A 10,762-nucleotide genomic window follows, 5' to 3' on the forward strand; every position below is an offset into this window, starting at 1 on the left:
GATTGCGGTATGTCAGTCACCATAGATGCTGACTGATTCACCGCTATCGCGAGCAAGCCCGCGCCTACATGTTTAACGACAGCGTTTCATCAGCCATGCGCAGTGGCGGTGGCACCCAGGCGCTGGGCCTTGCGACGGTTACGGCTGGCCACAATCAGCCCTGCCGCCACTACCAGCAGGCTCAGCACGCCGGTCGCGATGATTTCGACGCGATGCGCTTCCTGGAACAGCATGATGGTCAACGTACCGACGATGAAAATCATCACCGCGTAGGTCAGGCCCGGGAACAGCCACATCTTGAAGGCCAGCGTCTCGCCCGCGGCAATGCTCTTCTGGCGCATGCGCAGTTGCGATACGGCGATCACCAGGTACACCAGCAACGCGATGGCGCCGGAGCTGGCCAGCAGGAACTCGAACACTGCGGCAGGAGCCACGTAGTTGGCGAATACCGCCAGGAACGCGGCGCCCGTGGACAGCATCACTGCCCAGTAAGGGGTGCCGCTATCGTTGGTGCGCTTGGCCACAGCCGGTGCATCCCCGCGACGGGCCAGGGAGAACAGCATGCGCGAAGCGGTATACAGCGCCGAGTTCAGGCAGCTGGTCACGGCAACCAATACCACCAGGTCGACGATCAGCTTGGCATTCGGGATGCCCATGCGTTCCAGCACGGTCTGGTAGGAACCTACAGCTGCCAGGGTCGGATCGTTCCATGGCACCAGGGACACGACGATGAAGATCGACAGCAGGTAGAACAAACCGATCCGCCAGATCACCGAGTTGGTGGCCTTGGTGATTTGCTGGCTTGGGTTGGTCGACTCAGCCGCTGCGATGGTCACGATCTCGGTGCCCATGAACGAGAACATGGTGGTCAGGATCGCTGCCAATACCGCGCCCATGCCGTTGGGCATGAAGCCTTGGGTGTCGAACAGGTGCGACACGCCGCTGACTTGGCTGGTCGGCAGGAAACCGAAGATCGCGGCCAGGCCGAGAATCACAAAGCCAATGATCGCCACAACCTTGATCAAGGCGAACCAGAACTCGAACTCACCGTAGTTCTTCACGCTGAACAGGTTGGTCACCGTCAGCAGCAAGGTGATGATCAGGGTAAACGCCCAAATGGCCACGCTGGGGAACCAGGCATGCAGAATGGTCGCGGCGGCGTTGGCTTCCAATGGAATCACCAGCACCCAGAACCACCAGTACAACCAGCCGATGGTAAAGCCGGCCCATGGGCCGATCGCTCGGTCGGCGTAGGTGGAGAACGAACCGGTGTCCGGCGACGCCACGGCCATTTCGGCCAACATGCGCATCACCAGGACCACCAGCGCGCCGGCAGCGGCATACGCCAGCAGTACGGCGGGGCCGGCGGCGGCGATCGCGTGGCCGGAGCCGACAAACAAACCGGCACCAATGACGCCGGCGATCGACAGCATGGTGACGTGACGCGGTTTGAGCCCCTGTTCGAGGTCATTGGAGCTATGCGTACTACTCATTGACACACCTTTGCGAGGAATTGCGAAAACGGTTCGCCCGGCCTGTACTCTTGGTCGTGAAAAGAAACAAACAGAGCGTTCTTTATTTTTTACGCAAGATTTGCGCCAAAATGTTACAAATCCGCGATTGACGCGGGCTGTAGGACGATTCTTCAACTGTTGCAAGTCATTGAGAACAATGGCATTTAGCTATAGCGTTACCGTGCGACCCACTTTGCATGGGAATAAACGCACCATAAACACCCACGCGAAACAGGTAACGCCCCACAAAAGTGCCGATGCGCACCGTTTGCCCGGTTAACCCTTCCAACCCCCGGCCAAAGCTGGCACCATCGCGCCCTTTTTTACGCGAAGCCTTCGGCGTCACAGGTTAAAACGGTTGTTCGGTTGTTGATGGCGCGACACCCTGCTGTGCCGATGCGACACCCTGCCGCACACCGCCTGTTTACCGCCGGCCACGCTGTTGGCTGCCGTCAGGACGCTATGCTAGCTTGACGCCTCGCCAGGAAGGCGGCCCAACAGCAGGAACGCAATGAATACAATGAGGACCCCACATGGCCGAGGCCACGCCCGCGCTTGAAATCCGCAACTTGCATAAACGCTATGGTGAGCTGGAGGTACTCAAGGGTATCTCGCTGACCGCTCGCGACGGCGATGTGATCTCGATCCTGGGTTCCTCCGGTTCCGGCAAGTCCACCTTCCTGCGCTGCATCAACCTGCTGGAAAACCCGCACCAGGGCCAGATCCTGGTGGCCGGCGAGGAGCTCAAGCTCAAGGCCGCCAAGAATGGTGAGCTGATGGCCGCCGACAGCAAGCAGATCAACCGCCTGCGCAGCGAAATCGGTTTTGTGTTTCAAAACTTTAACCTGTGGCCGCACATGAGCATCCTCGACAACATCATCGAGGCCCCCCGCCGTGTGCTCGGCCAGAGCAAGGCCGAAGCCATCGAAGTGGCCGAAGCCCTGCTGGCCAAGGTCGGCATCGGCGACAAGCGCCACGCCTACCCCGCGCAATTGTCCGGCGGCCAGCAGCAACGGGCGGCCATCGCGCGCACCCTGGCGATGCAGCCCAAAGTCATCCTGTTCGACGAGCCCACTTCCGCCCTTGACCCGGAAATGGTCCAGGAAGTACTTAATGTCATCCGCGCGCTGGCTGAAGAAGGCCGCACCATGCTGCTGGTCACCCACGAGATGGGGTTTGCCCGCCAGGTGTCCAGTGAAGTGGTGTTCCTGCACCAGGGCCTGGTCGAAGAGCAAGGATCGCCACAGCAGGTGTTTGATCACCCGCTTTCGGCGCGCTGCAAACAATTCATGTCCAGCAACCGCTAACGGAGCAACATGCATGCAGAACTACAAAAAATTCCTTCTGGCTGCGGCCGTCTCGATGGCGTTCAGCGCCACGGCCATGGCAGAAACCCTGAAGATGGGGATCGAAGCGGCCTACCCGCCCTTCAACAATAAAGACGCGAGCGGCAACGTCGTCGGCTTCGACAAAGACATCGGCGACGCTCTGTGCGCCAAGATGAAAGTCGAAAAATGCGAAGTGTATGTGTCGGACTGGGACGGCATCATCCCGGCCCTGAACGCCAAGAAGTTCGACTTCCTGGTGTCCTCGCTGTCGATCACCGACGAGCGCAAGCAGGCCGTCGACTTCACCGACCCGTACTACTCCAACAAACTGCAGTTCATCGCACCAAAAGCCACCACCGACTTCAAGACCGATGCGGGCTACCTCAAGGGCAAGATCATCGGCGCACAACGGGCGACCCTGGCCGGTACCTACCTGGAAGACAAGCTGCCGGAAACCACCGCCAAGCTTTATGACACCCAGGAAAACGCCTACCTCGACCTGACCTCCGGCCGACTCGACGGCATCCTCGCCGACAAGTACGTGCAATACGAATGGCTCAAGAGCAAAGACGGTTCCGCCTACGAATTCAAAGGCGACCCAGTGGTCGAGAGCGACAAGATCGGTATCGCCGTGCGCAAGGGCGACCCACTGCGCGAGCGCCTGAACAAAGCCCTGGCAGAGATCAAGGCAGACGGCACCTACAAGAAGATCAACGACAAGTACTTCCCGTTCAGCATCGAATGACCTGAACGACCTGACCGACGCGCTCAACGGAGCGCGCCGGCCTTTCGCAATGCCTGCCGCGATATGAAAACACCATGACTTTCGATCTCTACGGATTCGGCCCGGCGCTCGCCGCTGGCGCGCTGATGACCGTCAAGCTGGCGCTCAGCGCCCTGTGCCTGGGGCTGGCACTCGGTCTGGCCGGCGCCTTGGCCAAGACGTCCCCGTACAAGCCGTTGCAATGGCTTGGCGGTACTTATTCGACCATCGTTCGCGGCGTGCCGGAGCTGTTGTGGGTGCTGTTGATCTACTTCGGCACGATCAACGCCATGCGCAAGCTGGGCGAACTGCTCGACATTCCCGACCTGTCCCTGAGCGCCTTTGCCGCCGGCGTGATCGCCCTGGGCCTGTGTTTTGGCGCCTACGCCACCGAAGTGCTGCGCGGCGCGATCATCTCCATTCCCAAGGGCCACCGCGAAGCCGGCGTGGCACTGGGTCTGTCGAAGTTTCGTATCTTCACCCGGCTGATCATGCCGCAGATGTGGCGCGTCGCCCTGCCAGGGCTGGGCAATCTGTTCCTGATCCTGATGAAAGACACCGCGCTGGTCACGGTCATCGGCCTTGAAGAAATCATGCGCCATGCGCAAATCGCCGTGACCGTCACCAAACAGCCTTTCACCTTCTATATGGTCGCTGCGTTGATTTATCTGGGCCTGACGTCACTGTCGATGGTCGCGATGCACTTCCTGGAAAAACGCGCCGCCCGCGGCTTCGTGAGGACGACGTAATGGAATGGGAAGTCATCATCAAGTGGCTGCCGAAGTTTGTGCAGGGCGCCATCCTGACCCTGGAGCTGGTCGGCATTGCCGTGATTCTCGGGTTGATCCTGGCCATCCCACTGGGCATCGCGCGCTCATCCAAGCGCTGGTACATACGCTCGCTGCCCTACGCCTATATCTTTTTCTTCCGCGGCACACCGCTGCTGGTGCAGCTGTTCCTGGTCTATTACGGCCTGGCCCAGTTCGACAGCATCCGCTCAAGCTTCATGTGGACCTACCTGCGTGACCCGTTCTGGTGTGCCACGGCCACCATGACGCTGCACACGGCGGCCTACATCGCCGAGATCCTGCGCGGTGCGATCCAGGCCATTCCGCCCGGCGAAATCGAAGCGGCCCGTGCGCTGGGCATGTCCAAAGCCAAGACGCTGATTTACATCATCCTGCCCCGCGCCGCGCGCATCGGGCTGCCGGCCTACAGCAACGAAGTCATCCTGATGCTCAAGGCCAGCTCCCTGGCGAGCACCGTGACGCTGCTTGAACTGACCGGCATGGCCCGGACCATCATTGCGCGCAACTACCTGACCGTAGAGATGTTCTTCACCGCCGGCGTGTTCTACCTGCTGATCTCCTACCTCCTGGTTCGCGGCTTCAAACTGCTGGAACGCTGGCTGCGCGTCGATGCCTGCCAGGGACGTTGAGGCACGCTTCCAAGCGCTGGATGCGTTTCTGATCGAGCACCAAGGGCTGTGGCGTCCACGGCCCTTTACCCATCGGCAGCTACCCTGGGAAACCGCCCATCCCGCACTTGCGACGTGGCTGCGTCAACGCTCGTTGGCCGAAGCCGAACATGCTCACAACCACCCCCATGAATTGCCGGCGCCAGCGCCTTTTCCACAGCTGACGGAGCAGGCTTTGCGCCTCAGTGCTGTGGATAAGTTGCCCACCCATCCGCTGGAACCGGCGCGCCATCGCCTGAATGTCGATGTGCCCGGACGCAAATGGCAGCAGATAGAAGCCTTCGGCGCCGCGCTGCAGTTTGTGCAAACGCCCACCCACTGGCTGGACTGGTGCGCGGGCAAAGGGCACCTGGGGCGTCGACTGTTACACACAGGTCAACAACTGACCTGCCTGGAATACGACCCGGCCCTGATCGCCGCCGGCCAGGCCTTGAGCGACCACCACGGGCTGGCCGTGGCCCACCGCCTGCAAGACGTGATGGCGGATGTGGCGATCAGCGCCGAACACACCCCCGTCGCCCTGCACGCCTGTGGCGACCTGCACGTGCGCCTGCTGCAACTGGCCAGCGCCGCCGGCTGCAAGCAACTGGCCCTGGCGCCCTGCTGCTACAACCGGATCAACACCACGCATTATCAGGCCCTGTCCCGCGCAGGTCGGGCCTCTGACTTGCAACTGTCGATCGACGACCTCGGCCTGCCGCTGAGCGAAACCGTCACCGCCGGCCACCGCGTGCGCCGGCAACGGGACACGTCCATGGCCCGGCGCCTGGGGTTCGACGCGCTGCAACGCCAATTGCGCGGTTGCGACGAGTACCTGCCCACGCCGTCCCTGCCCGCCGGTTGGCTGGACCAACCGTTCGCCGACTATTGCCGGGAGCTGGCGCGTCGCAAAGGGTTATCCACAGGCGAGCAGGATTGGACGGCGCTGGAGGCCCACGGGTGGCAGCGTCTGGCCGAGGTCAGGAACCTGGAACTGCTGCGTGGTCTGTTTCGGCGCCCGTTGGAGGTGTGGCTGGTACTGGATCGGGCATTGTTTCTTGCCGAGCATGGCTACCGGGTGGAGGTTGGCCGTTTCTGCGAGCCGACACTGACGCCGCGCAACCTGATGGTGCTTGCCGAGCGCGATTAAAGGGCAAAATTGTCGCACCCCAGCCTGTGGATAACTCTGTTGATGAATTCTTTACAGCGCCTGTCGCCGCCTGTCATACAGGCTAAAAGCCAGCTTGTTCATTTTTTGTTCACACCATAAACCACCCGTAAAACAGGCAGTTGCGCCGTGATGAGAATGGCTCCACCTGCGCCCTGCTCCGCGCCATCGGCGACCTGCCGATTGTGCATAAACATTTCGCGTTTCGCGCATAAAGCGCGGTTTAGCGAGGTTTTTTCCATGTGATCAACAACCGGCAGAGTCTATTGAGGTCGTCGCGGGCGGCACTCGCGGTCAGCTTATCCAACGGGTCCGTGGCAAAGGCCAGGGCTTCGCTGATCGATGGATCGCGATGCACGACGTCCAACGGGTTGTCGCCCAGGCGCAGTTTGAAGGCATTGACCATGTCCAGGCTGAACGCCGAGTTTTCTTCCAACTGATTGATCACATAGTGGCAATGTGGCGGGCGCTCACGCTCAAGATAAGGCGCCACCACCGCGTCCAATTGGTCAAGCGTGCCGAGACACGCGGCATTCGGCTGGACGACGACCAATACGCTATCGGCCACGCTCAACGCTTGATGCAGATAGACGTTATTGCCGGCGGGGGTGTCGATAAGCATGATCGCGCGCTCGTCCAACCCCAGGGTCGACAGGTGCTGTGCCAACCACTCCGGTTCGCGTGTGAGCCAATGCTGCAGGTGGTCCTTCTGCTTGATATCGGTGTGCCCGAAGGGGATCACGTGGCAGCCAGCAAACCCGGCTTGCAGGAGCGTCCCCCAGGGCGTGTCGAGCAGGCTCGCGCGGCCGACGCCCAAGAGTTCCGGGGCCACGCCGAAATGCTGGCGCAAGGCGTTTTGAGGGTCCAGATCCAGCGCCACCACCGACTGCCCCAAGCGCTGCAAGCCGCTGCTCAAGGCCGTGGCCAGGGTGCTGCGACCCACGCCGCCGTTGACCGAGACCAGCGCCACCACGGTTGGGCGCGGTGCGCTCAAGTCGTAATGATGCGGTTGTTCATAGGCTGCTGGCGCATGGGCGGAAAAGCGCGAACCGTCTTTCTGGTTGGCGCGGGTGCCATCATCGAATGGAAGGGTGCCAAAAAAGTGCAGCCGAGCGTTCCGTGCCGTGGGCTCCCGGGTCAGGCTCTTGCCGAACGGGGCAAACAGATCATCTGTACGGCTCATGGCCCTAGCTCCTTCACGGTGCCATTAAAGACGTCAAAGGTCGGCAAGATAAGGCTGACCGCAAGTCTCTTTGTCGGCGCGTTGGTTGCGACATTCTGTGGCAGCGACCCTGAGGTGTCATTATTTTGATGAAATTGCCACAACCCTTTCAGACGAGCGGAAAATAGCCAATTTACTGGCACTTAATTAGGGTAAATTGCTGCAATGTGATTTCATCGTGCCATTGTTTTTTACCCGGTATCACCGCACCATTGCCGCACCTTCAATGCTGCATGCTCGGGTAATCGCAGTGGCGATACGCTTTAACTTCCCTCGGTTTCTGTGCGGTCTGGCCATCACGCTGTTGCTGGGTGGCGGCCTGCTGGGCAATCTGCTCGCCGATTGGGATTTCAGCCAGATCAGCCGCCGCGCCGAGGCGCTTTACGGCCCCCTGGGCGCCGGGCGCCAGCGTATCGATGCCTGGCAACACCTGCTGGCGACACAAAAGCAGGTCAGCGAGACCGAACAACTCAATGTGGTCAACTTGTTCTTTAACCACCAGATGCACTACGAAGAAGATATCGACCTGTGGCATGAGATCGATTATTGGGCGACGCCCATTCAATCTCTGTGGAAAGGTGCCGGTGATTGTGAAGACTATGCCATCGCCAAATACTTCAGCCTGCGTCACTTGGGCGTCCCGGCCGAGAAGCTGCGCATAACCTACGTCAAGGCTTTGCGCCAGAATCGTGCGCATATGGTACTGACCTACTATGCAAGCCCGGAGGCCATGCCGTTGGTACTGGACAGCCTGATGGACCCCATTCTGCCGGCCAGTCAACGTCCGGATTTGCTGCCCGTCTATGCTTTCAACGGCGAAGGGTTGTGGCTGACCGGCGCGGCGGGCAACAAAAAAGTCGGTGATAGCAAGCGCCTGTCACGCTGGCAGGATGTCTTGAAGAAAATGACTGCCGAAGGGTTTCCGGCCAGTTCGGATAATTAACAGGAGCTACGATGTCACTGTTCAAACAATTGCTGATCGCTATCTGTGTGTTTCTAGTGGTTGCCTTCAGCGGTAGCTTCATCGTCAGCCTGGAAAGCTCGCGTGCGCAGTACGTCAACCAGTTGCGTTCCCACGCCCAGGATGCGGCCACCGCACTGGCGTTGTCGCTGACACCGAACATCGATGACCCGGCGATGACCGAGCTGATGGTCAGTTCGATTTTTGACAGTGGCTACTATGCAAGCATCCGCGTGGTGGACCTGAGTAATAACAAGGTGCTGGTGGAGCGTGCCGCCGAGCCTGATGCCAGCGGCGTGCCGGTCTGGTTCGTGAAAATGATCGGCCTCGCGCCGGCCGGCGGCGATGCCATCGTCAGTCGAGGCTGGCAGCAGGCGGCACGGGTCGAGGTGATCAGCCACCCGATGTTTGCCTTGGCCAAACTGTGGCAGAGCGCATTGGGCAGCCTGGGCTGGTTGCTGCTCTGCGGCGCCGTGAGTGCGGTGCTCGGCGCGCTGTTGCTGCGCCGTCAGTTGAAGCCGCTGGACTATATGGTCGAACAGTCCCACGCCATCGCGCGACGCGAGTTCATCAGTTTGCCCGACCTCCCCCGCACCCCCGAACTACGGCGCGTGGTGCAGGCCATGAACCAGATGGTCGAAAAGCTCAAGGCGTTGTTCACTGAACAGACCGAGCGCAGCGAGAAGCTGCGTGTGGAGTCCTACCAGGACAGCCTGACCGGGCTGGGGAACCGGCGTTATTTCGAGATGCAACTCAGCTCGCGGGTCAGCAACCTGGAAGAACCCAGTTCAGGCTACCTGCTGATCTTGCGGGTCAACGACCTCGCCGGCCTCAACCAGCGCCTGGGCGGGCAACGCACCGACCAACTGCTGCAAGCCGTCAGCCAGCAACTGGTGCGGACCTGCGCCAAGTACCCGAAAACCCAAAACCTGATCACCCGCAGCCGCGGCGGCGAATTCGCGGTGCTCGCCCCGGGCCTGGTGCGTCACGAAGCGGTGCAATTGGCCCAGACGCTGGAAACCACCCTGCACAGCCTGTACGAAACAGGCGCCACAGACATGCAAAACGTGGCCTACATCGGCCTCGCGCCCTACAACCCCGGCGATGCCTCGGCAGACCTGTTGATGCAGGCCGACCAGGCCCTGGCCCAGGCTGAAGCCGGTAGCGGCCAAACCTGGGTATGCCTGGAGCGCCAGACCCAGGGCACCGTCAGCGACGATCCGCATAACTGGCACACCCTGCTCGACGAGGCCCTGAATCAGGGGCGCTTCCGCTTGTTTTTCCAACCGGTGGTCCGTAGCGGCGATACCCGTCAGGTGCTGCACTACAAGGTACTGTCGCGCCTGCTCGACAACCAGGACCAGACCATTGCGGCGGGGCACTTCCTGCCCTGGCTGGAGCGCTTCGGCTGGACCGCACGCCTTGACCAATTGATGCTCGACCTGGTGATCAAACACCTGACACAGCACAACCAATCGGTGGCGTTCAACCTCTCGGCGACGACCTTGAATGACCCACAAGCCCTGGAGCGGATGTTCGAGCGATTGGCGCAACACCCAACACTCGGTACGCGCCTGACGCTGGAGATCGGCGAAGAGCAAGTGCCTGAGCAAGACCAACTGGAGCGTCTCACCCGACGCATGCGCAGCTTGGGATACAGCCTTGGCCTGCAGCGTTTCGGCGGGCGTTTCAGCATGATCGGCAACCTGGCGAACCTGGGCCTGGCGTACCTCAAAATCGACGGCAGCTACATCCGTGCCATTGATCAGGAAAGCCACAAGCGCATTTTTATCGAGGCGATCCAGCGTGCCGCCCACAGCATCGATCTGCCGTTGATTGCAGAACGCGTGGAAACCGAAGGTGAGTTGCGCGTGATTCGCGAGATGGGTATCGAAGGGGTGCAAGGTCAACTGGTCGGTGAACCAGCGCCATGGAAGTAGAGCGTCGAGTCATCATGCCTGCTTGACGCTCATGCCGTGAAAGAGGTGCGTGGGCCTCAGATCAAACCGCTTTCATCGTCATTGATCAGCTCACTCAACCCGCCCAGCGCCGTCCGTGCCTGGGTACGCTCTATCACCTTGACCTGCGCGGCGGGCGGCAGGTCAGTGATGCGGATCACGCCCTTAGAAGTCAGCACCTGGATCAAGTCATCGAGCACTCGAATCATCTCGGAGTCGCTCTGTTGTAGCTGCTTGAGGCTGCTAGCGATGGCGAACCATGTCTGAATGTCCGGGTGGTCCGCCGGGAGGGTTCCGGTGGCTTCGGCGAAAGTCTGCGACTCGACGCGAACCAAAGCGTTGTGTTGATCGCGTTGCACATAGAACATCAGCGTTCTCCCAATAAAAAATCC

General features: G+C 60.6%; 11 protein-coding genes and 1 pseudogene. 8 read left to right on the forward strand and 4 right to left on the reverse strand.

The window, feature by feature from the left end:
- Nucleotides 1-89: 89 nt before the first annotated feature.
- Nucleotides 90-1,493 carry a GABA permease gene (gene gabP / locus BLR63_RS21120; protein ID WP_010563093.1) on the reverse strand — a complete coding sequence of 468 codons (1,404 nt, stop codon included), beginning with the start codon at nucleotides 1,491-1,493 and terminating at the stop codon, nucleotides 90-92.
- 554 nt (nucleotides 1,494-2,047) lie between these two features.
- Here gabP and BLR63_RS21125 point away from each other — a divergent pair.
- The 6 genes and pseudogenes from BLR63_RS21125 (at nucleotide 2,048) to BLR63_RS21145 (ending at nucleotide 6,211) form a co-directional block, all read left to right on the forward strand.
- Nucleotides 2,048-2,821, forward strand: a complete 774-nt coding sequence (locus tag BLR63_RS21125) for an ABC transporter ATP-binding protein (RefSeq protein ID WP_010563092.1) — start codon at nucleotides 2,048-2,050, stop codon at nucleotides 2,819-2,821.
- A gap of 13 nt (nucleotides 2,822-2,834) precedes the next feature.
- Complete coding sequence (locus tag BLR63_RS21130; protein ID WP_010563091.1) at nucleotides 2,835-3,587, forward strand: ABC transporter substrate-binding protein; 753 nt, start codon at nucleotides 2,835-2,837, stop codon at nucleotides 3,585-3,587.
- A pseudogene (locus tag BLR63_RS32470) lies at nucleotides 3,574-3,654 on the forward strand (hypothetical protein); the annotation flags it as partial. The gene BLR63_RS21130 and the pseudogene BLR63_RS32470, both read left to right, overlap by 14 nt.
- A 7-nt stretch (nucleotides 3,655-3,661) precedes the next feature.
- A complete protein-coding gene (locus BLR63_RS21135) occupies nucleotides 3,662-4,354 on the forward strand; it encodes an ABC transporter permease (protein ID WP_010563090.1) in 693 nt (230 codons plus the stop codon).
- Nucleotides 4,354-5,043 carry an ABC transporter permease gene (locus BLR63_RS21140; RefSeq protein WP_010563089.1) on the forward strand — a complete coding sequence of 230 codons (690 nt, stop codon included), beginning with the start codon at nucleotides 4,354-4,356 and terminating at the stop codon, nucleotides 5,041-5,043. The genes BLR63_RS21135 and BLR63_RS21140 overlap by 1 nt, the downstream gene beginning before the upstream one ends.
- The gene (locus BLR63_RS21145; RefSeq protein ID WP_010563088.1) at nucleotides 5,024-6,211 is read left to right on the forward strand and encodes a methyltransferase; all 1,188 of its coding nucleotides are present in this window, start codon (nucleotides 5,024-5,026) and stop codon (nucleotides 6,209-6,211) included. The genes BLR63_RS21140 and BLR63_RS21145 overlap by 20 nt, the downstream gene beginning before the upstream one ends.
- A gap of 98 nt (nucleotides 6,212-6,309) precedes the next feature.
- Here the strand turns inward: BLR63_RS21145 and BLR63_RS31320 are convergent, their stop codons facing one another.
- The gene (locus BLR63_RS31320) at nucleotides 6,310-6,471 is read right to left on the reverse strand and encodes a hypothetical protein (RefSeq protein WP_156791908.1); all 162 of its coding nucleotides are present in this window, start codon (nucleotides 6,469-6,471) and stop codon (nucleotides 6,310-6,312) included.
- Complete coding sequence (gene bcsQ, locus BLR63_RS21150) at nucleotides 6,453-7,412, reverse strand: cellulose biosynthesis protein BcsQ (protein ID WP_010563087.1); 960 nt, start codon at nucleotides 7,410-7,412, stop codon at nucleotides 6,453-6,455. Before bcsQ ends, BLR63_RS31320 begins: the two co-directional genes overlap by 19 nt.
- Nucleotides 7,413-7,701: 289 nt before the next feature.
- On the opposite strand from bcsQ, the gene lapG reads away from it, so the two are divergent.
- Both lapG and lapD read left to right on the forward strand, forming a co-directional pair.
- A complete protein-coding gene (gene lapG / locus BLR63_RS21155; RefSeq protein WP_042946492.1) occupies nucleotides 7,702-8,394 on the forward strand; it encodes a cysteine protease LapG in 693 nt (230 codons plus the stop codon).
- A gap of 11 nt (nucleotides 8,395-8,405) precedes the next feature.
- On the forward strand, nucleotides 8,406-10,352 hold the full coding sequence (gene lapD / locus BLR63_RS21160; protein ID WP_010563085.1) for a cyclic di-GMP receptor LapD: 1,947 nt from the start codon (nucleotides 8,406-8,408) through the stop codon (nucleotides 10,350-10,352).
- Nucleotides 10,353-10,408: 56 nt separating this feature from the next.
- On the opposite strand, the gene BLR63_RS21165 is transcribed toward lapD, so the two are convergent.
- On the reverse strand, nucleotides 10,409-10,738 hold the full coding sequence (locus BLR63_RS21165) for a hypothetical protein (protein WP_010563084.1): 330 nt from the start codon (nucleotides 10,736-10,738) through the stop codon (nucleotides 10,409-10,411).
- Nucleotides 10,739-10,762 lie beyond the last annotated feature (24 nt).

Origin of the sequence: Pseudomonas extremaustralis (assembly GCF_900102035.1) — a bacterium.
GTDB lineage: Bacteria > Pseudomonadota > Gammaproteobacteria > Pseudomonadales > Pseudomonadaceae > Aquipseudomonas > Aquipseudomonas extremaustralis.

What these genes read in the sequence shown, in the direction of transcription:
- BLR63_RS21145 (WP_010563088.1), top strand. Translation starts at nt 5,024, where the DNA reads ATGCCTGCCAGGGACGTTGAGGCACGCTTCCAAGCGCTGGATGCGTTT.
- BLR63_RS21125 (WP_010563092.1), top strand. Translation starts at nt 2,048, where the DNA reads ATGGCCGAGGCCACGCCCGCGCTTGAAATCCGCAACTTGCATAAACGC.
- BLR63_RS21130 (WP_010563091.1), top strand. Translation starts at nt 2,835, where the DNA reads ATGCAGAACTACAAAAAATTCCTTCTGGCTGCGGCCGTCTCGATGGCG.
- gabP (WP_010563093.1), bottom strand. Translation starts at nt 1,493, where the DNA reads ATGAGTAGTACGCATAGCTCCAATGACCTCGAACAGGGGCTCAAACCG.
- bcsQ (WP_010563087.1), bottom strand. Translation starts at nt 7,412, where the DNA reads ATGAGCCGTACAGATGATCTGTTTGCCCCGTTCGGCAAGAGCCTGACC.
- BLR63_RS31320 (WP_156791908.1), bottom strand. Translation starts at nt 6,471, where the DNA reads ATGGAAAAAACCTCGCTAAACCGCGCTTTATGCGCGAAACGCGAAATG.
- BLR63_RS21165 (WP_010563084.1), bottom strand. Translation starts at nt 10,738, where the DNA reads ATGTTCTATGTGCAACGCGATCAACACAACGCTTTGGTTCGCGTCGAG.
- BLR63_RS21135 (WP_010563090.1), top strand. Translation starts at nt 3,662, where the DNA reads ATGACTTTCGATCTCTACGGATTCGGCCCGGCGCTCGCCGCTGGCGCG.
- lapD (WP_010563085.1), top strand. Translation starts at nt 8,406, where the DNA reads ATGTCACTGTTCAAACAATTGCTGATCGCTATCTGTGTGTTTCTAGTG.
- BLR63_RS21140 (WP_010563089.1), top strand. Translation starts at nt 4,354, where the DNA reads ATGGAATGGGAAGTCATCATCAAGTGGCTGCCGAAGTTTGTGCAGGGC.